This window comes from Achromobacter xylosoxidans, from assembly GCF_002192695.1.
GTDB classification, from domain to species: Bacteria; Pseudomonadota; Gammaproteobacteria; order Burkholderiales; family Burkholderiaceae_B; genus Achromobacter; species Achromobacter xylosoxidans_C.
Genome location: NZ_MTLG01000086.1, coordinates 204,733 through 223,862, shown reverse-complemented (window position 1 = coordinate 223,862; position 19,130 = coordinate 204,733). Strand labels below are relative to the sequence as shown.

Genomic DNA, 19,130 nt, shown 5'->3' with positions numbered 1-19,130 from the left:
CTCCCCCAAGTCTAGTTTTGATCAATGAGAGCTTCCCAACCGATGTTCCCGGCAGTGGTATTTGGGTAATTTTCTCCGCTGGCCGTCGTCGCATTGACAGTCACAGCAGTGGCTGACACCCCTTGAACATCGGGGATAAACGCGACCCCTCCTAGCGTCGTGCCATTCGCTTTGAAAGTGATGACTGTCGGAAAAACCGGGTAAGCATGGTTGAACACTACGGATGCGCTGGCGTTGTTGCTACTCGTCACCCCAGGCACGCTGGCAACACCAGATTGTCGCGGCAGCGTATATCTGGATACCGTGACGCCGGGCCCAACATTCTCGACATACGAAGCGCCTGTGGCCAGGTTGTAGACACTGGGGATAGCTACACGCGAAACGGTGCCCACACCCGAAGTACGGCTGATGCGCAAGAACTGCGTCAACCCAGATGCATCAAGATCACTCCCCTCCACAATAATGGAGGGTTGATGAGTGGTACCGGTTATGACCAGAGAAACCGCATATGCCGTCGAAGCGGGGGCCTTAAAGCTACACCCTCGCAACACAAATTTGCAGGGCGCGCGTGTTGCAGAAGATAGATTGCCGAAATCGACAATCCCGAAACCCGAAGCGTTGGGGTTGGTAATGGATTCGAAAGCACATGAAGTGAATTCGAACGAACCTCCCCGCAGTTCCGCTGCGTAAACGGCTATGCCGTTGCCATTTTGCTTACCGTTGAACCGGACACCTACGAACTTATGATTTTGGCCGCCTAGGGCTGAACCATTTTGGAACGTTCCCCCGAAGAATCTGAAATCTTCCGTATTCCCGTGAAGATCCTGAGATGCTGTTCCAGCATAGTTGCCCGTTTGGGCTACCTGCACCGTGACATCCCGGCTGCTAACACCACCCACCACGTCATAGCCGCCGCCTGTCAAACCATGCCGTCCGGCATTGAGTGATGCCCCAACCACAACACCACCATGGCTGTTCGCGATGGACAGCCCGTATTCGTCGTTCGTAGCTGGCTGACTTTGGAATGCCGAACCAAAGAATTGAAAATCCATGCAGCGCTCAAACTCTAGGGATGCCCCCAGCGCACCCGTACACCATACGTTGCGCATAACTGGGCGGTCGATCATACGCATCGCAACGCCCACAATCTCCAGGGCAGGTGCCAGCACGGTGAAGTCCGAAAACACAGTGGCCGCGCCGTCTAGGCGGTACAGGTTCACTGCCCCCAGCGCATAGCTGTCATAAAGTGAGTTCATCAACCGCACCGTCGTGCCGCTGATGCTATTCACTCGCACGAATTCCCCAGCACGGTATTGAGCGCGCCAGCCCGACCAAGAAAAATCCGTGGGGTTGTAGATAACCAGGGCATTGCCTTTCGCCACGCCGGAAACAGATGCCAGAGAAAGCGTGTCATTGCCGATGGTCGCGTTGGCGGAAAGGTTCGACACCTGTGTAAGGGCTCCGGATACGCTAATCACGCTGGCATCAGGCCAAGATGTGGCCGCGGAAGCGTCGATGATTGAGCGCGCGCCATCACCCTCCACAATGTCGCCGGGTTTGAATGCCAACATTTGGGTGATCTTGTACGAGCCCCCCGGAATGTACTTACGCCGGGACTCTGCTGCGGCAAACGCCTTCATTGGTAGCGTGTCATCGGCGACTCCATCCCCAACAGCGCCGAAATCCTGAGGCGTAAGTCGCTCTTCTAGCTTGCTTTGTACGGTGCGCGGCACCGTGCCAGTGCCACGCTGCTTAAATCCGATCATGTTGGCGCCTTTCGACGCGTCATTCGCATTCGCTAGATCGGCCCGGATAGCCGAATCCGTGTTTTGCAGGTCCTGAGAGGACGCCGCCCCAGTCACATCATCCTGTGACCACACCGAAACGTCGTTCGCATCCTTCAGAACGAACGTATAGACCTGGTTGGAAAGCAGGTAGATGATCGCCTCACCCGAGGCGTTCAGGACTATGGGGTTGGTATTGGCCGCCGACTGCTGCGCATCTTGATATGTCGCTGCCGGCGTAGTGGTTTTTTTCTGATAGGTGTAAAGCTTGGCTTCCACCATAGGGTGGCCAAAATCATCAATGGCCTTGAAGCGGGGCAGTATGTAGGATGCAACGGTCATTTCTTAGCCTCAATAAAAATGCCCCGCACGGGGCGGGGCACATGAATGAATGATGAACAGTTTTGGCGCGTTCTTATCGGCGGCGCGATTATCGGAGTACTGCCTTGGGTGATCTCATGGCTGAAAGAGTTGATTCAAGGCTGGAGCGGCCACGACGCCCGCTGCAAGCAAGACGCCGGATATGCGCTCTGCAAGCTGTGGTGCGATTTCTGGGCGACGTGCTATGAGCGCTGCCGCAAGACGATTTGCCCCGCGCAGGTACGGCAGACTCGCCGCGCCGGTTGCGGTCAGGCAGACGGCGGACAGACCGATCCGCTCCGGCGTTGTGTCCTTGATGCCGCGAGCAAGGGCGGCCAGCGCTGCGCCCCCGGCCACGATCAGCCAGCAGACGAACGCCAGCACTGCCCACAAAGTGAGAATGATGGTGCTGTCCACGTCACGCCCCTTTGCCGCTTACGCGGTCCAGCAATGCCTGCCAAAGCGCGCCAATCGGCGCTTCCTGAACGGCTTGCCACATGCGTGACATCACAGCCATGCCGAGGTACCCGCACAGAAAGCTTGACAGGCCCTCGGGAATGCCGAGGAAGTCGGACAGCCACGGCGAACCGTAATAGGCCAGGATGGTGCCCGTGGCAGCCATGCCGAGCTTTGCCGTCGGCGATCCCTGCAGAAAGCGCATAGAAACCATGGCACCAATGACGCCGGCCAGCTTTGCCGCGAAGGCGTCGAAGTCTTGGATGTTCAATCGTGTTCCCTATAGACGAAAAAAACCCGCCTAAGCAGCGCGCCAAAAATGCAAAAAGCCCCGGCACATGGCTGGGGCTGCGTTTGCTAGGGGCGCAATGCCCCGGGCCCATTGTGACCGATTGCGTGACCCCTAGGACGGGGTCTTGTGACGGAACCGTCACACGCCATGCATGAGGAAGTTCGTTCCCTGCATGGAGGCAAAAACCGCAGCCATGCGCCGAAAAACAAAAAGCCCCGGCACGTGGCCGGGGCTTTTGCATTTGCTAGGGGCGCAATGCCCCGGACCCATTGTGACCGATTGCGTGACCTATGGGGCGCGGTCTTGTGACGGAACCGTCACACGCCATGCATAGGTGCGCCCATGCCCGCCGGTTTCCGGTTCTTGGATCAGCACGCTGCCGGTATCCTGCAGCGCGTCCATGGCCCGCTGGATGCCTCTTTGCAGGCGCGTCTTTTCAGGAACAGACAAAGACCGGCCGCGCGACACATGACGCACCAGCTCCATCAAACGGAATGAGCGGCCGGGATAGCAGGCCATCAGATCCATCACTTCGTGCGCGTACTTCACGCCAGCCTCCTTTCCACCAGGCCGCGAAAGAGGCCCAGGTAGAGTTTGTATTCGGTTTCGCTCAGGGCCACGCCTGTCGTATCGGCTATCCAGTCCAGCGCCTGCGCGCGGCGCGCGCGGCCGTCCAGCTGGCCGAACATCACGTTCTTCTGCGGGTATTCGGCGATGATGATCATCCGCTCGTGCCAGGGCAGCGCGGCGTGCATCGCCTCGACCTCCATGGCGTGCTGATGGTTGATCGGGCGGTAGTCCTCCTCTTCGGAGAGGTACACCTCCATGTTTCCCACCGTGGCGCCGGACCAGGTCCATCGGGCCCAGTTCCAGAGCAGATCTTCGCCTGTCAATTTACTCATCAACCACCTCGCACTGTTTACCTGTCTTCCCGCCAGAGCCGCCCCGGCGACTGCCTTGCGCGTCCCCGCCATCACCCTTGGCGCGCCTGAGCATGTCGGCGATCCCCTTGCTCGGGTGATCGCCATGCGCGATGCGCGCCTCCCACTTTTCAATCCAGCTCCGATGTGGACGCCCGCGGTCCCTCAACACTTTCTGCGCGCCCATTTTCCTGAGCGCCGCCTCGGCCTCGGCGCGCGTCGCCAGCGTCTGGCCAGGCGCCGGCAACGCCACGCGAGGCAGCGGGATATCCGCCCAAGCGCCCTTCGCCAGTTCCTCGTTCAGGGTCTTCTCCCAGCGCGCCTTGATCGCGCCATATGTGCAGCCCAGCAGATCCACCGTGCTGACGCCTACCGCGGCCCAGTACACCGCCGGATGCGACCAGATGCCGAGCTCTCCGCGCCTGCGGGCGGACAAGCCGCGCACTGCCTCGTGATACGCCACTTCGGGAACCATCCACGGACAACACAATTTGATGAACTGCGGCAGCGTTGGCGGCCACTCCTGGGTGAGACAAGCGACCAGGCCGCGGCGTACCTGCATTTCATCCAGGCCCGCCAGCTTCTGGTTCCATGAATCCTTCAACTCGCGAGCGGTCAGGCCCTGCCATTGCTGCGCGAACTTGGCTCCGTACATCAGCAGCATTTCATTCACCACCAGCGCTCCCAAGGTGGCGGGCGGGATGTCAGCGGGTTGCATCGATCGTCCCCATGAACCGCTCGCGCGGCCTGCCGTCGTCGGCCAATACCTCTCGCAGTTCCTCGGTCCAGTCCGCCAGGCGTTGCGCCCTGCCTGCCGCCGAACCGCCTGAAGCCGGTATCCGCGGAGGGAAGAGGCCCTGATACCCGCCCGCGATGCTGTGAGCGATCACGGCGCCTGGCGGATGTCCCGCGGCCAGATAGGCGGCAAGCTGCTGCAGCTGACGCCGGGCGCCCTCCTGCGTCACCGGCTTTTTGCGGGCCTTGCGGTCGGCAATCCAACTGCCCCAGTCCTCGCGGTCCAGCCAGTCCGGCAGTTCGATCACGGCGGCGTCGAATCCGCTCCCCCGCTTGCGGGGGATGTGTTCTTTTGGTTCCTGGTTCTTGGTTCCTGGTTCTTGGTTAGCTTCCGATCCGGCTTCTGCCGGGCCATGGCCAGGTTTCTCGTCGCAACCCATGGGAAACCCATTGGGTTGTTCCGGACTGCGGTCGCCCTGCCTGGGCCGGCCGCCTCGCCTGCCGTTGGCCTTGGCGGTCTCGGCCTTGACGTGATACGCGGCAATCTCCACATCCGCGCGCTTGTTGTGCCAATGGCCGTCGCGCAGGACGAAGAACTCGGACAGCACCTGCGCGGCCGCCTCTCTTTCGTCCTCGGTACGGGCTCCGACCCACCGGAATACCTGCTGCAGGTTGTCGACGATGGGCTGCTCTTCGGCGTAATACCGGCGCAGCAGGCGGCTATAGATGGCGTCCTCGACCAGGCTCAGGTGCGCCGTGGCCTGGGCGTAGTCGCCGATGTTGTGGCTGTAGTAGTTCATGCGTGTTTTTGCATCCCCGCCAGTTCTTACCTCGCTATCATGTTCAAATCTTAGAATGCTAAGATTCTAAATGCAAGCCAACTAAGATTATTTTTGTTTAGCATCCTAAGATGACCTTTCAGAAGCGAATCACACAGGCGTTCAACGAGGAAGCGGCCCGCCGGGCGGACGCGGCCGAACCACGCCTTACCAAGACAGACCTATGGAAGGCAGCCGGCGCCTCTTCCGGCGCGGCGACGCATTGGTTCAATGGCTCCAACGGCATGGATATGGCGACCTGCATCAAGGTTGCCCCGCTGCTGCGCGTAAACGCGCAATGGCTTTATGACGGCACCGCCCCGAAGCTGCCGGCACGCGGCGGCTCCCTTGCCGCCGCGGCGCTGGCGCCTCCGCCCGCGCCGTGGCCCTTCCCCGGCATCCCCGAAGAACAAGTGCGCGCATTGCCTCCGGATCAGCTGAACAAGCTGCAGGGCGCGCTCGCATTGGCGATCGCCCAGTTGAAGCTGGGGATAGACGTCTTCCCCGTTCCTGCCGCGCCGCAAATGCCGACGGTCCTGCGCAGCGACTCGCTGGTGGACGCCTATCTGTCCCGCGACGAATTCCCCATGCGCATCGATGGCCTGCCCGCGGCGCCCTGGGAGGGCGGCAAGACCACGCGCCAGACCGAGAGCGAAGGCCGGGTCCGGATCAGCACCCAGACAGGCGTGGTCGCCAACGTAGGCGTGGGCGAACCGCCTGCCGCCAACGACCGGTTCGAGAAGGTCCCCGAACTGGCCGACGTGCGGCTGGCGGCGGGCGACCCCATCGAGAACCACGCCGAAGAGCAGACCGGCATGATCCAGTTCCGCAAATCATTCCTGAGGTCGGTGGGCGCGGACAACGGCCGAGGCCGCGTCGTGTATGCCAAAGGCGACAGCATGGAACCCGTCATCCGTGACGGCGCCGCGCTGCTGGTGGTTCCCAACGAAAGCCTGACGCTGCACGACATTGCCGCCGGCGGCGTCTACGCCATCAACTATGACGGCAAGATGATCGTGAAGACGGTGGCCAGGGAGCGGCTTACCGGGCAATGGGTCGCGCGGTCGTTCAATCGCTCGCACGATGACATCCCGCTGGAGAACGGGGCATCGGTGCGGGTGCTGGGGCGGGTTGTGTGGGCGGGTGCAAGGTTGCGGGATGATGAGGCGGGGCAATGGCGGGCGGAGTGATGGGATCGCGAGGCCTCAGCCTCGCAGGCAACCGCAGCCGCCTCCTCCGAGGCGGCTTTTTCTTACCCGGAATGCGCACCGCTATCGAGCGCGTCGCGTCCATGGAGCAAGCCTTGGCAAGATGAATGGCCTCTGGCGAGAAGGCGGCCGCCAATGAAAAAAGGCACTCCGCTTTCGCGTAAGTGCCTTTGATCTTCACTGAATTCTTTGGGGTGGCTGATGGGGCTCGAACCCAGATAGCTGGGGAATGAGGGGGATTGATGGGGGGCTATCTATTTGATTCCAAAGGAATTGAAGCTCTATCGTTCCCCTCTATATCCCCTATTCTTCCCTGGATTCTTCCCCCAGCTATCATTCGATCCTCATCCATCCGCAACCCGCCCCCAAGAAACATGTCTGAAAATCGCACCAACGTCGTGGTAGAAGATGCCAACCACGCAAGGCTCTACCATGATGCTTTGAACGAGACAGTCGAAAAAGCGACTGACCGAGCGGACGCGTGGGGCTTGGAGTGCTTCCGGGCCTTGTTCGTTCTCAATGGTGCCGGGCTAGCTGGCTCTGCGGCACTGGCCCAGGTGGTCGAAAAGAGCGCTAGGCATTCTCTGCCGATCACATCTTTTGTTCTAGGTATCGGCTTAGCATTCATCGGACTGGTGCTTGGCTGGGCCATGCACTCATACGCCTCCGACGCCTGGGCGAAGCAACGCGACAAATTTGCGGAGACTTTTTCCAAAACATATCTAGCATTGCCCAATCTATTGATGGTCGAAGTGCTTTGGTGGGGCCAAGTGATTTGCGGCGTAGCAAGCCTAATTCTGTTTTGCTTCGGCGGCTCCAAGCTCGTAATCTCGACTTAAGGATCTACCTTCAGAGCGCTGGAACATGTGCAGCTACTACCAGACACTGAGTGCCTTACTCGGGGTCAATTGGTCCGACATTGCCTGCTCCGAAGCCCACGACCGGCCGCAATTGGGTAGATTGGCAGAATGGAACCCTGGCCCTACGACGAGTACTTCACCCCGGCGCAATTCAACGCCCTACCCATTGCCCAGCAGCGCATGATCCTCCTGATCGTCCGCGCGCTGGTCTACTACCTTGAGCGCTTCCCGGATGAAGCCGCCGCCCTGGACTGATCCTATGCTGGGATCATCCTTGGATGGTTCCAGTAAGGGGCCCTTTATGGAAACATACGCTCACTTGGCCTCAGGCTGCAGAGCAACACTCCCTAGATCAAAGTTAACTCCCTTCAGATCGCGCGGGAATGGGGCTGAAAATGTATTTCGATAGATAATTAGTTGCTCTGCAGGTCGATAGAAGGTTGTGCCCCCCGGACAAAAGGGACCATGGCATTTCGGCTCTGGAGGTTTGGGAGTATCTGGGCTCGGACACCCAAGGTCGCCACAACCACTCGGCCGCGGCGGAGTTGGGGTTGGAGTCGGGCGGGGTTTAGATGAATAAACCCCTACTTCACGTGAGGACCCACCGGCTTGAGACTTCAAAGCCTCGAGGTCCAGGCGAGTCCCTGCGCTGATGGAAAGTCGTTGCCCGCCCACGTATGTCGCTGCACTCCCATCCGGATTACTAACCACAATGATAGATGGACTGCCCTGCGCCCCCACTACCTCATCAGATTGCTGGCTGCTTGAGTTCAAAATTTTTAGAATTACCCCATTCTTCGGATTGGCTTGGCCTTCTTGGGCGTCGACTACCCCGCCCCCAATAAAGAGAATCAGTATCACCTTCGCTAGATAACGGGAAAATATGAGGCCCCCCTTTTCACAAAAAGAGAATGGAGCAGCAATCATCTACTGCTCTTGGCACAAGTAACTATTGGCATTAAGGCGTAGTCGCTGCCTCGTCCGAATTGCTGAATGCGATCTGCAAAGTTCCTTTACGATGGAATCTTCCTCGGGGAAACTATGTGCAGCCACTATCAGACGCTCAAGGATGCCGAGTACCTGCTGAAGAAATTCGGGGTGCCCGAGAAGCCGAAGGTCATGGGCGAGTACGACATGTGGCCGAAGTACCAGGGGTTGTTCGTGCGTCGCCCGCCCGAGCATGACGCGGGCGACGAGGCCGTGCCGGAGCGGGAGGCAGTCGTGGGCCGCTGGGGCATGATCGCCCCAGGCACGCCGCCGGAAAAATTGGCTCAGGCGGAGAAGATCTACACTTTCAACGCAAAAAGCGAGACCGCACACACGCTTTGGACATTCCGCTTGGCTTGGGCCAAGAGCCGGCGCTGCATTATCCCGGCCGATGCGATCTTCGAACCAGACTGGCGGTCTGGCGCTGCGGTGGCTACGCGCTTCACCCGAGCCGACGGCGCGCCGCTGGGCATCGCCGGCCTCTGGGATCGCTACAGGGACGCCGCCGGCCAATGGCAGGAGAGCTACACCATGCTCACCATCAACGCCGACCAGGATCCGCTCTTTCAGAATTACCACCAGGCCGGCAAGGAAAAGCGCATGGTGGTCATCCTGCCGGAGGGTGCCTACCAGGACTGGCTCACGGCACCGGTCGCGGATACCTGGGATTTCCTGGTGCCCTACCCGGCCGACCGGCTGGTGGCCACGCCGGCCCAACTATAGCCCTTTACGAACCAGAACAGTAACCATGAGACCCACCCTAGATCCTAGCCTGGCCGAACCCGCAGCGCAGTTCCTGCTGCGCTTTTCCCGTCTCGAATTTGCGTTGAAAGAAAACAGGTATTTCACGACCGGTTCGTACAACTCGGCTCAGGTGGATTGGAAGGAGTTCTACAAGAAACACCGCGACACCTATCGCCCCTGCCCCGCAGGAGCTGACCTCACCTCGCTGGCCCCGCTTCAGCAAATTGTGAACGAGCACGGAGAATTAGATTGGGCCCCAAGACTCGATCTGGCTGAGAGACCGGAGCTAGTTAGGGATTTCGAACTACTCAAGACCGTCCGCAACAATCTCTTTCACGGCGGTAAGCGCGGAGATCCTCAGGAGCGCACCGCAGAGCTTCTACAGGTATGCATCACACTGATGGATCAGATTGGCGAGCAATTCTTTCCATCGGACTACGCTGGAATTTATTGACCAGCTAGTCAGATTCCAGCGGAGGATCGCGTCTGTTGACCCCTATTAGCGACGGAATATACTGGATGTCTGACCAGTGTTTTCCGCCATGCCGTTCAAAGACCCGCTCACCTTCGCCGACCTCCGGGCCATCCGGGAGCGTCAGCCCTGGAATCCCGACGTGCTCACCCTGCTATGGGAGGTGAAACGCCTGCGCGCCGCCCTGTTGCGCCTGCACCAGGTGTCCTTTGAGCTGAAGCGGCCGGCCGGCCTGACGGGCGACATCTACGACGATCTGCTGGCGGGGCTGGCCAAGGAGCCCTGTGTTCTGGAGCGAGACCAGATGACGGCCGAACTGCTCGAATCACCGCGCAAGCTGCGCAAGGGAATGGCGCCGCGGTAGCCTTCGGTCAGCACAACGAGCAGGGGTGGTGGAGTCGGTAGAACAAGTGACGATGGAAACAGGTTCTGAGATGGGATAGATTCAGGCTTCCCCACGTTCTCGGAGTGGCAATGTCTTCCATTACGGAAATCAACAGTTCAATTCTCGCAACCTTGAGATCAGGCAACAACTACGCCGCCCTCGCTTTGGCACTCACAATGCCTGATATTTGTAGCTACGCCGAGGCTGGAAAAAGTGTGAACGGTAGGATGTACGCCGCTTGGTTCGATAAATGGGTGGGCCAAAAATACACGCGCCAAATCGGTCCTCAGCGACACTCCCACACGTTCCTTCATGGAGACGATGTGTATGCTCTGAGGTGCTCATTTTTGCATCAGGGGCAAGCTGATATTTCGATGCAGCGAGCCCAAAAAGCACTGAGCTCATTTGAGTTCGTCGTAGTGCCATCCGACAACTTCAGCATTCACTGCAACCAATCAGATGATCGTCTTCAGCTCCAGCTCGACATCTTCTGTCAAGACATCTGCACCGGCGTGAACGCTTGGTCGCAAGCCTTCGAATCAGAAAAGAGTGTCCACGATCGAGCCCACTCACTTCTGAGCATCCAGGCTTTCGACCCCGCCAACGGTATCGTCATCGGTAGGCGCGCGCCCACCTAGCGTAAGCGTACCTGGCATGCCTTGAGTTGAGCCGTTATTTGATGGATCCCTGCTCGTAGTGCGAAGTAACCCGATTGAGCAGATGGCGCCGTGCTAAGGCTTGGCCCAGGCATCCACGACAGCCTGATGCCGTGAGGCGCACTCGGCATACTGGAACGCCAGCGCCGCGTGCGCCAGCGCCAGATCATCCCACGACGCCGAATCAACGTGTGGGACTGGCGAGCACGGCGCGCTTAGGTTGACGGGCAGCGTTGGCCGCGTCGATGGCTTCGTTGGTTGCGCGCACCCGGCCAGGGTCGCGCACGCAGTCAGCAGGCAAAGGGCGCTGAACGATTTCACGGGTGTACCTCTCGATGACCTGGGGCCGCGTGGCGGCGAGCTGATCTATGCGGGCCTGCAGGTCGCCGGACAGGCCGGTCAGGCGTTCGGCCTCTGACTTGAACTCTTCTAGGCTGGCCACGCGGTGGGCTTCCTGGCACTCGGCCCTGCCCGCTTCGCGCTGGCTGTGCCCGTACCAGGCAACTCCCGCGCCGGCCAGGCCCAGCACCGTCGCACCTGCGATGCCGGCCGCGGCGTAGCCCTTCCAGCCGATTAGCGCAGCCCCGATAGACATAGCGCACGCTCCTCAAGTCGGCGGTTGTACAGGCCCCGAACAAACTTCCCTTCCGCATACGACCAGACTGGTTTGCCGTCAGGGCCATGCGCCAGAGCGTTGCAACCCTCAGCCACATACCCCGAATTGATCAGACCGACGGCCCGACTCGCGCATGTGCGGGGTACGCCGAAGTTATGCGAATGGCTGCTCAGCGCGTCGAAGATCGGCTGGCTAATGGCCACGTCGATGCAATCGGCCAAGTCGAGCTGCCCCTTGCCAACCACCATCCGCTCCACCTCAGCGCAGCGCTCCGGCGACCAGTAGTCGCCCACCACTACGGGATAAGGGCTGGTGTGCTTCGTGATGCCCTTGCAGACGGTGGGCAGCCCCTTAGCCAATTTGTCCGCATACACAGTGTTCTGGCCCTCTCCTTCCCAGCGGCCAAGAAACCGCTGCAGGTCTGCCGAAAATAGAGTGAGGACACCAGAAGCGATAAGGGCGGCAGCGCCGCCCGTGACCTTGGTTCCCAACTTCATGGTTGGCACCTCTCCCGCAAGGCCGCCATGCGGGCCTCGCTTTCTGCTTGCTCGCGCCGATCGCGCCGGCGCTGGTAGTACAGGTTCGCCAACAGGCCGACAACTGCGACCAGAAAGCCCGCCCAGCCAATCCAGTTCACCTGAGCCGCCCAGCCGACAACGCCCGTCACGGCGCCGGTCTCGGTGGTGCGATTCGCGGCCTGGATGGCCATATCATCCAAATTCATCTTGCTAATCCCCTGAGGCATGGTGCCTCCCGTATGGACGAAAAAAAGCCCGCTGAAGCGGGCGTATCACTGGGTCGGTATTTCTCTCGGTTTGACCCGAGGCAGTTCAAGCCGCCCATCCGGCGGATCTACGAACGGAACCGGAAACCGCATCTCGTCGGATGCAAGTTCATCGATGGGAAAGAGAATGGACACATGCACCTGGCCGTCCTGGCGCCGTACCTCGCCAGCGAAGTATGGCGAAGCCGTCGCTTCGCGAGACAATGCCGCGCCCTCTTCCAGCTGGCTGAAGTCGAATCGCGTTCCGTCAATGATCAGCGCATCGCCGTCGCGTTCGATGCCGGGAACACGTAGCGTGCAGATTTGCGGGGAAAGCGTGATGATCATTTGTACCTCCCAGATGCCAAGACACGCAGCGTCGTCGGAACGGGCGAAGTCACACGAAATGCGACGTAGCTGGCGACAATGCCACCCACGACCAGCTGCACACCTTCCGCAGCTGGATCGCTCCCAGCAACCCCGATCAGCCGACCATCCGCCCAGAACTCACCCGAGAGAAACGACGCCGGCAAAGTCCATTCCACAATCGTTGCCACTCCCGCCACAACGGGCAGCGAATGCTGACACGACTGCCAACCGCCAGGCGTCCTGAATACTGTTCCGTTTGCGGAGGTGGTGACGGTGTCCGTTGTCGGCATCCAGGGGCGCCAGGTGCCTGCCTCCCGGCGGCACACTCGAGGCCCTACGTTTCCCGAGTGATATAGCGGGTAAGCCATAAGGCACAGGTCGCGACCGCCGCTGCCCGAATAGGGAATCATCTCGATGAGCCAGTAGCCGTCGCCGCCCGGCGCATTGGGCGCCGATCCCGCAACGAGTTCTCGCCACATCCCGCGACCGGTCATCAAGCTCGGAATAGTGAAGCAATCCCGAGTGGTCGATGCCGCCGGCACGATCCCCCCAGTCTCCAGGTCACCGAACCTGACGGCAGCGCCGATTGCTCCGGAGTCGCGAGCGAGAGGCGTAAGCGCGTCGGTCATGTCGTTGTGCTTCGTAAATGCAAGCCGCGGCGAATCCCCGCGCCTGCCGCCTGGCTGCGGCGTGTCCAGGTCCACCTTGTAGAGCGAAAGGTCAGGCATTCTTAGGCCCCTCCTGCACGCCCGCCTCTTGCGCCTTCATAGCGTCCGCGCCCGCGTTCCGGACGATTCTGAGGATTGTCGCGGCCAGGCCGTTGATCAGCTCAGGCGTCAGCCGATTGCCCGCGTTCTGAATAAGTACTTCATGAATCTCATTTTGCATGTTCAGCTCCTTGCTATTGCCAACCGGTCACATCAATCACTGTGATGTCGTTCCCCTCGGCCTTCGAGTAAAAAACGTTGTTCCGCAGCGGCGCCCATCCAAGATAGGCGCCCATGTGGCTTTGAATCCGTGAATAGATACCGTTCGGCCTGGCCGAGTAGTGCTCACCCCAGAGAATGCTGCTCCAGCCGCCGCCGGCCTGCGCGTAGCATTGATATCCCTGGCGGTTGTAGGCTGCGCTATAGGCCCATTTCCTACTCGGCAGGCCGGCGTAGGTATAGCCGTCTCGATAACCGGAACCTGTGCCTGTCGCGTTCCAGTACCGAGGAATGTGGAACGTCGTGTACACGTTCATCGGACGCGCGGTGCTCATGAATATGTGCCTTCCGTCCTCCGACCAGATGTCAATTGGCCCGCCAGTCACCCAGGGTCTGTCGAACACGTAGTATTCGCACAGGCTGCCGAAGCCAGCGGAGTACGTGCCGTCGCCATTCCTGACCAGAAGTAGAAGCGCGCCATACTCTGCCAGTGGCCGAAAGAACACAACCGGGTCGGCCGCGGCGAACGTCACGCTGGTACCTACTCCCATATGGCGCAGGAACATGTTCACGTTCTTGCTGTCCACGATCAGATTTCCGGCCTCGTCATACAGCAATACGGCGGCATCAACCATGACTACTCCAGTCCATAATGGATGCGAACAGACGCCTTCGCTTCATTTGGGTTCTCCATAAATTCCCACGAAATAACCGCGCCATTCCTCTTGATGATCGGGCGATTAATGCCTCCGTGGATCGCCGAACACACGTACCAGGAATTCGGCAAACCCAGTACCGGGATACTCATGTAGCTGTCCGCCGTACCCGTGTCGAAGTACCCGAAGCGGCGCGCCACTTTCGTGCCCAGCTGAAAAATCGGCACACCGTTCGAATCCCACACTTCAAATCGAGCAGTCGCCATCGCTATAGTCCCAGACGCATACCCAATTGGCCGTTGCCGTAATAGAAGCGCATGCCCCCATTGCTGAGCTCGGTGCGCGAGCCATCGGCCTCCGTCCCGTTGAAAGACATCAGCCCAGTTCGCATGTTCAGATTGAAGACAGGCACGCCCCAAGGATTCACGGCATCAGAGCTAAGGTTGTCGACGAACTTCGCAGAGCCGAGAGTGCCGTTCTTGATATAGGCGGTGTCGAAATAGGCCGTGTCATTCACCACGTCAAAAACGAAAGGCGTATGCAGCCTGCCATTCAACGAAGTGAGAAATGCCACGGTGTCCGCCATCACCAAGAACTCGCTGCGGCTTTGGCCGTCCTCGCCAATCGCCGCGCCCAGCGCAACGCCCGTATTCACAACACGTCCATCCTGGCGCACTTGGGCCCTGAGCATCCAGGTCGAGCTGAGCGCGAACTTTGTGGTCTCAGCCAGCAGACCGGCCGAATCGGCCGTAATCTGAGCGTTGCCGGCCAGTTGCTGCGCGGCAGAAGCCGAGCTCTGTGCACCAACTGCGATGCCGCGCGTCTCCTGCAGGGTGGCCTCATTCGTGCCCACCCGACCGCTTAGCACCAGCATCTGCTGAGCCGTAACGGCACTCAGGTTCGCAGTGACAACCAAGTCCTCACGGATCACCGCCAGATTGCCGTTAACCTGCGCAGCGAGCGCCATCGTGCGTCGGGCCTCGCGGTAGTCCCCTTCGTTGATGACAGAGGTTGTGGAAACGGTTCCGACAAAGCTGCGACCGTCATCGCCCGCGTACCACTTCTGGTCCAGTACGTCGTCGCCGGACAGGTCGCCGATGATGTCCTCTAGAACGTCATCGGTCACCCCTGCCTTGATTTCCTCAATCAGACCAGGGGCGAGCTGGCCCGCGCCAATCTGTCCTTCCATGTAGCTCAGAAGTACCGACGGATCGGAAGTCGATTGCCCCCGCACGCCAAACTCACCGGGATACCAGGGGCCAGGCTGGTCCGCCTCATCGCGGACACGCGCCCAGAAGTACATTTCCTGGCTGTTGCGCAACCCTGTGAGCGAATGGGAGGTCTGAGGGTGACTGAACGTGCCGAGAGGAGACGCCGTGGTGAAGTCATTGGTCAACGACCGATAGATTTCAATCGCGCGCAGATTGATACCAGACGGCCATACCCAGTGCAGGTCAATACACATCACCTGGCCGCTCGCAGTGAGCGAGGTCAGCTTGGGCGGCGGCAGCATGGTGGCGCTGATCTGCCCTTGCCACGTCTTCCATGGCCCAGGCAGCGTGCCAATGCCGCACGCCCGAACCCACCAGACGCCCATTGACAGTTGCGCTTTCAAGCTCGGCTCAGAGACCGTACCCAGTTGCATCCAGGTCGTGCCCTGATCGTTGCTCGCCTGGAACTCGTAGGCCGTGGCGCCACGCGCCGGCGTGCACGAAATCTGCTGAACGCCGGTAACGGCCGTGGCGAACACGGTCACCTCGTTCACCACCGGTGCGCCAGGCTTGTTGGGTAAGAGCGACGGTGGCGGCGGTGGCGGTACATCGCCGCCGAGCTCGGCCGTATGCACCGAGTCGGCGTAGTTGACGAACGTCAGCGCTACCCTTCCGTTCTCGTCCGGCGTGGCAGACAGCGCGAGCGTGTTGAGCGCCCGCTTTTCTCCTGGGCCAAACTGGTAATACGTAGGCTCCTCGGTGTCACCGGAGGCAATTTCGACGTCCACCGGCAAGGCATTAGCCAGGACCGCCGAAAACTCATCCTCTCCCTTCGTCACCAAGAACGGCCCGCGAACGGCGCCATCCAGCATACGCAAACTCAGGTAATGGTTCTCGCCGCCCCACCACTCCAATGGCTCGGACATCGTGAGAATGCGCGCAACAGGATTGTGGCCCCGCACGAACCCCGACAGCCCCCACTTCGGCACGTCGTGCGTGATGGCCACCAGATCAAGATACTTCGGCAGCAGGCCATCCAGTTCGGACGAGAGATTGGGAAACCGGCGCTGGTCGCGGTTGGCCGCAGCCATACTCATCCCTTCCCGCCACGCCTGCTCTCGTTTGGTGCAGCCGAACAGCTCGACAGTGAAGGGGCGTTCCTGCGTGCCTCCCGGCAGGACACATGGCACATCCACTGGCTGCCATGTTTCCTCATCGATATAGGACACCACCACATGATCGGGGCTGTCCGATTTCATGAACTTATAGTCCACGGAAAACGACTCGGCCACGATATTCATGGGCGTGAACATAGCCGTCGGCACACTGCGCGGCTCATTGCGCACGATGTCGATCACACCGGCGTAGTACATGGGCTTGGCACGACCCACCCGCGCGATCTTGGTCAACGCATCCCAGAACGTGGTGGTCGTGTCGAACACACCGTTGAACTCATCGCCGCGGCTTTCCCACACCTGCGCCAAGCGGTAGAGCTCGTACAAGTTGATGCGGCTGTCCGCCAGCCCTCGCCCATACTCCTTGTTCGTGCACGCATCAGCAATCGCCCAGGCGGGATTACGAGTTGCCTTAGTGGAAAGCGACCAACCATCTACCGGATTCCAGCTCTTGAGCTTGCGCGTTGCGATCACGTTGACGCGACGCGCCGTCGACTGGTTCAGGTTGTTGGTCGCCCGCATGACCACCGCCAGCATGGTCAGGTTGCCGTAGGACTGCCTCGGCGGCAGATAGGCACGCATGCCGGACCATTGCAGTACGTTCCCATACCGGGTGTCCATTTGCTTGTTGCTCGTGCGCTGGGCACGCACTTGGTAGCGCCCTTGGGGCACGTCATAGCGATAAGTCTTGGCCTGAGGGGTAGCCGTGGACGCACGATAGGACTCCATGCCCAATAGGAACCACTCGCCCACCGGATTGCCGGCGTTGTCGATCGCCTGCGCCTGAACATCCCAGGTCACGGTGAAAGGATCCAAGTCCCCCTTGTCGTCGGCCCGATACAAACCTGCCGGGAAGGCGATATCGATGGCAATCCTGTTGGCAAGCGAATCTGCCGGATTGGCGACGAACGGTCCGACCGCACCGCCGCCGGTCTCGTTCGGCCCCTTCAGCTCCAAGCCTTGAACGGCGTTGGACGTGACCACGTTATCTGGGAAAAGCGTTACCTTGCCGCCGGGAGGGATAACCTCATACCGCACATCACCGAAGTTATCCATTGGAGTATCTTCGATAAGCCGCTGCTCTATCTCAATCTCCCCCTGACTGATAGCCAGGAGCTGGTACAGATACTGCTGGTTCCCATCCAGCTCGGTGTATGGCTCGGCGGCGAAGTCGGGATACACGCGGAAACGTCCGTACAGCACGGGGATCGCCTCAAGCAGGCGCGCACGGTTCCCCTGGGCGTTGATGCCATAAGTTGGGCTGGCCTGCTCTCGTCCGGACGCGACGTTGGCGGTCGGTGGGGGCAGGACTGCGTTCAGCAGGAGATTCCCGCCAATCATGATGCCAGCCGAGGCCAACGATCCGGCCGTAGCCCCGTATGCTGCACCGACAATGCCGCCCACATACACCGAGGCCACCATCAACGCCACTTGCAGCAGCGTCCGCATGGGATTGGAGCCGCCATTGCCACCATCGCCGGGCAGGTAGAAGACTGCCACAACGTCGGCCGTCCCGATCCGCCGCCCCCACTGGGCTTGCAGTAAGTACTCCCCGTTGACCTGAACGACGAACACGTGGTTGCGCACCAGCTTTGCGCCACGGCCAGACACGGCGCCCCGCGAACGCAACATCGTGTCCAGACGCGTACCGGCACGAACGGGCACGAGCTCGCGGCTCAATTGCGGTCGGAATGGGTTTTCGCAGAAGAGAACTTTAGGCATGGATTCGGTAAAACTGACAGCGCCCGAACCCCATCACCCGAAGTTCGCGCATATGAGTGAAGATGACGCCGCAGCCACGCATGGCGTGCAGCACGCCACCGCCGTCGATGTCCAGATAGATGCCCACGTGTGGTTCGCTGCCTTCGCGCATGAGCACACCATCACCGTGCACAGGAGTGGCGACGAGTTCCCAATCTCCGGAACGCAGCTTCTCGGCATGGAGCACGCGTGCCGCATCACCTAGTACGCATGCAGGAATGCCACCGCCAAAGTGCGCCAGGCGCACTGCGCGCAGCAGCCCCCAACAGTCGTAGGCAATCGGCCCTGTCGCGCCGGCTTCCCACGGCTTCCACAGATATTCACCAACCTGGTCTGGCCTCATCGAACCAACCCCGGGAAGCGGCTGGCCAAGTACTTTTGACGTGGGAAGGCGGCGTTGTGCACGTCGTCCAATGTGGCCGTGCCGGTGACTCGCAGTCCCGCGGCATTGACGTTGGTCAGTTCCATCACGATGGGAGGATCCATGCCGGGCTTGGACAGATCCGTGGAAACGTAGGGCCGGTAGATCATCATGATGGGCTCGCTTGGCGTGCTCGCGGCCGCCTCCAGGTGCGCAATGATTTTCTGCGTCACGCCATCCAGCGTGACCTTCATCTGCGGCACTTGGTCCTCTTCGAACCCTGGCAACGAGAACCCGAACGCCGCGGCGGTGAATTGGACGTACTGCCCGCCATGCAACGGGGCATCGCCCTCCAGCCGAGCCGTGATGTTCTCGTAGCCAAGCACCACCCGTATCGCCGTGGGAAGCCCCTCATCGTCTACGAAAGCCGAGTGCAGGACTTCCAGTGTGTCGAACACCACTCGGTCCTGCGGAGCGCTCGCATAGGCCTCCTTCACCGCCTGGTCAAAACTCATCTGGCACCTTGAAATAGAAAATGCCCGCCGAAGCGGGCACTGAAAGTGGCTTTTGAACTGTTAATCGATGTTGAGCTTTTCGACTTGCCCGGATAAATGC

General features: G+C 60.2%; 26 protein-coding genes. 7 read left to right on the top strand and 19 right to left on the bottom strand.

The annotated features are described in order from the left end of the window. Positions 1–11: 11 nt before the first annotated feature. The 7 genes from BRO63_RS22655 to BRO63_RS22625 form a co-directional block, all read right to left on the bottom strand. Positions 12–2,126: a phage tailspike polysaccharide lyase family protein gene (locus tag BRO63_RS22655; RefSeq protein WP_088141957.1), complete on the bottom strand. Its 2,115-nt coding sequence runs from the start codon at positions 2,124–2,126 to the stop codon at positions 12–14. Positions 2,127–2,240: 114 nt separating this feature from the next. After that, positions 2,241–2,561, bottom strand: coding sequence for a hypothetical protein (locus tag BRO63_RS22650; protein ID WP_088141956.1), 321 nt, complete (start codon positions 2,559–2,561; stop codon positions 2,241–2,243). Between the two features lies 1 nt (position 2,562). After that, the gene (locus BRO63_RS22645; RefSeq protein ID WP_088141955.1) at positions 2,563–2,871 is read right to left on the bottom strand and encodes a hypothetical protein; all 309 of its coding nucleotides are present in this window, start codon (positions 2,869–2,871) and stop codon (positions 2,563–2,565) included. A gap of 309 nt (positions 2,872–3,180) precedes the next feature. Then, entirely contained in the window at positions 3,181–3,441 is a 261-nt protein-coding gene (locus BRO63_RS22640) for a hypothetical protein (RefSeq protein WP_179215189.1), read from the bottom strand. Beyond that, complete coding sequence (locus BRO63_RS22635) at positions 3,438–3,794, bottom strand: hypothetical protein (RefSeq protein WP_088141954.1); 357 nt, start codon at positions 3,792–3,794, stop codon at positions 3,438–3,440. Before BRO63_RS22635 ends, BRO63_RS22640 begins: the two co-directional genes overlap by 4 nt. Then, complete coding sequence (locus tag BRO63_RS22630; protein ID WP_088141953.1) at positions 3,787–4,530, bottom strand: hypothetical protein; 744 nt, start codon at positions 4,528–4,530, stop codon at positions 3,787–3,789. The genes BRO63_RS22635 and BRO63_RS22630 overlap by 8 nt, the downstream gene beginning before the upstream one ends. After that, positions 4,517–5,347, bottom strand: coding sequence for a YdaU family protein (locus BRO63_RS22625; RefSeq protein ID WP_088141952.1), 831 nt, complete (start codon positions 5,345–5,347; stop codon positions 4,517–4,519). The genes BRO63_RS22630 and BRO63_RS22625 overlap by 14 nt, the downstream gene beginning before the upstream one ends. 110 nt (positions 5,348–5,457) lie before the next feature. Between BRO63_RS22625 and BRO63_RS22620 the strand changes: the two genes are divergently transcribed. The 7 genes from BRO63_RS22620 (at position 5,458) to BRO63_RS22595 (ending at position 10,659) form a co-directional block, all read left to right on the top strand. Further along, positions 5,458–6,555 (top strand): S24 family peptidase, encoded by a 1,098-nt coding sequence (locus BRO63_RS22620; protein WP_088141951.1) that lies wholly within the window; start codon positions 5,458–5,460, stop codon positions 6,553–6,555. Between the two features lie 392 nt (positions 6,556–6,947). After that, positions 6,948–7,412: a hypothetical protein gene (locus BRO63_RS22615; protein WP_088141950.1), complete on the top strand. Its 465-nt coding sequence runs from the start codon at positions 6,948–6,950 to the stop codon at positions 7,410–7,412. Between the two features lie 129 nt (positions 7,413–7,541). Continuing rightward, positions 7,542–7,688, top strand: coding sequence for a hypothetical protein (locus BRO63_RS34265; RefSeq protein ID WP_179215188.1), 147 nt, complete (start codon positions 7,542–7,544; stop codon positions 7,686–7,688). 786 nt (positions 7,689–8,474) lie between these two features. Further along, positions 8,475–9,143, top strand: a complete 669-nt coding sequence (locus tag BRO63_RS22610) for an SOS response-associated peptidase (RefSeq protein ID WP_088141949.1) — start codon at positions 8,475–8,477, stop codon at positions 9,141–9,143. Between the two features lie 25 nt (positions 9,144–9,168). Further along, a complete protein-coding gene (locus BRO63_RS22605; protein WP_088141948.1) occupies positions 9,169–9,618 on the top strand; it encodes a hypothetical protein in 450 nt (149 codons plus the stop codon). Positions 9,619–9,706: 88 nt separating this feature from the next. Next, positions 9,707–10,000, top strand: coding sequence for a hypothetical protein (locus BRO63_RS22600; RefSeq protein WP_088141947.1), 294 nt, complete (start codon positions 9,707–9,709; stop codon positions 9,998–10,000). Positions 10,001–10,110: 110 nt separating this feature from the next. Further along, complete coding sequence (locus BRO63_RS22595; protein WP_143219504.1) at positions 10,111–10,659, top strand: hypothetical protein; 549 nt, start codon at positions 10,111–10,113, stop codon at positions 10,657–10,659. Positions 10,660–10,752: 93 nt separating this feature from the next. Here the strand turns inward: BRO63_RS22595 and BRO63_RS34690 are convergent, their stop codons facing one another. From BRO63_RS34690 to BRO63_RS22545, 12 genes are all read right to left on the bottom strand, one after another. Continuing rightward, positions 10,753–10,908: a hypothetical protein gene (locus BRO63_RS34690; protein WP_444978606.1), complete on the bottom strand. Its 156-nt coding sequence runs from the start codon at positions 10,906–10,908 to the stop codon at positions 10,753–10,755. Continuing rightward, entirely contained in the window at positions 10,862–11,272 is a 411-nt protein-coding gene (locus BRO63_RS22590) for a hypothetical protein (RefSeq protein WP_088141945.1), read from the bottom strand. Before BRO63_RS22590 ends, BRO63_RS34690 begins: the two co-directional genes overlap by 47 nt. Next, a complete protein-coding gene (locus tag BRO63_RS22585) occupies positions 11,251–11,790 on the bottom strand; it encodes a lysozyme (protein ID WP_088141944.1) in 540 nt (179 codons plus the stop codon). Before BRO63_RS22585 ends, BRO63_RS22590 begins: the two co-directional genes overlap by 22 nt. After that, the gene (locus tag BRO63_RS22580; RefSeq protein ID WP_256943387.1) at positions 11,787–12,017 is read right to left on the bottom strand and encodes a holin; all 231 of its coding nucleotides are present in this window, start codon (positions 12,015–12,017) and stop codon (positions 11,787–11,789) included. Before BRO63_RS22580 ends, BRO63_RS22585 begins: the two co-directional genes overlap by 4 nt. Positions 12,018–12,083: 66 nt before the next feature. Further along, positions 12,084–12,404 (bottom strand): hypothetical protein, encoded by a 321-nt coding sequence (locus tag BRO63_RS22575; protein WP_088141942.1) that lies wholly within the window; start codon positions 12,402–12,404, stop codon positions 12,084–12,086. Continuing rightward, positions 12,401–13,153 carry a hypothetical protein gene (locus BRO63_RS22570; protein WP_088141941.1) on the bottom strand — a complete coding sequence of 251 codons (753 nt, stop codon included), beginning with the start codon at positions 13,151–13,153 and terminating at the stop codon, positions 12,401–12,403. Before BRO63_RS22570 ends, BRO63_RS22575 begins: the two co-directional genes overlap by 4 nt. Then, positions 13,146–13,313: a hypothetical protein gene (locus BRO63_RS34260; RefSeq protein ID WP_179215187.1), complete on the bottom strand. Its 168-nt coding sequence runs from the start codon at positions 13,311–13,313 to the stop codon at positions 13,146–13,148. Before BRO63_RS34260 ends, BRO63_RS22570 begins: the two co-directional genes overlap by 8 nt. Before the next feature lie 13 nt (positions 13,314–13,326). Further along, entirely contained in the window at positions 13,327–13,986 is a 660-nt protein-coding gene (locus BRO63_RS22565) for a hypothetical protein (RefSeq protein WP_088141940.1), read from the bottom strand. A gap of 2 nt (positions 13,987–13,988) precedes the next feature. Further along, complete coding sequence (locus BRO63_RS22560; RefSeq protein WP_088141939.1) at positions 13,989–14,273, bottom strand: hypothetical protein; 285 nt, start codon at positions 14,271–14,273, stop codon at positions 13,989–13,991. Between the two features lie 2 nt (positions 14,274–14,275). Next, the gene (locus BRO63_RS22555) at positions 14,276–18,115 is read right to left on the bottom strand and encodes a host specificity factor TipJ family phage tail protein (protein WP_088141938.1); all 3,840 of its coding nucleotides are present in this window, start codon (positions 18,113–18,115) and stop codon (positions 14,276–14,278) included. Continuing rightward, positions 18,108–18,497: an NlpC/P60 family protein gene (locus BRO63_RS22550; RefSeq protein WP_088141937.1), complete on the bottom strand. Its 390-nt coding sequence runs from the start codon at positions 18,495–18,497 to the stop codon at positions 18,108–18,110. The genes BRO63_RS22555 and BRO63_RS22550 overlap by 8 nt, the downstream gene beginning before the upstream one ends. After that, the gene (locus tag BRO63_RS22545) at positions 18,494–19,030 is read right to left on the bottom strand and encodes a DUF1833 family protein (protein ID WP_088141936.1); all 537 of its coding nucleotides are present in this window, start codon (positions 19,028–19,030) and stop codon (positions 18,494–18,496) included. Before BRO63_RS22545 ends, BRO63_RS22550 begins: the two co-directional genes overlap by 4 nt. Positions 19,031–19,130: the final 100 nt, after the last annotated feature.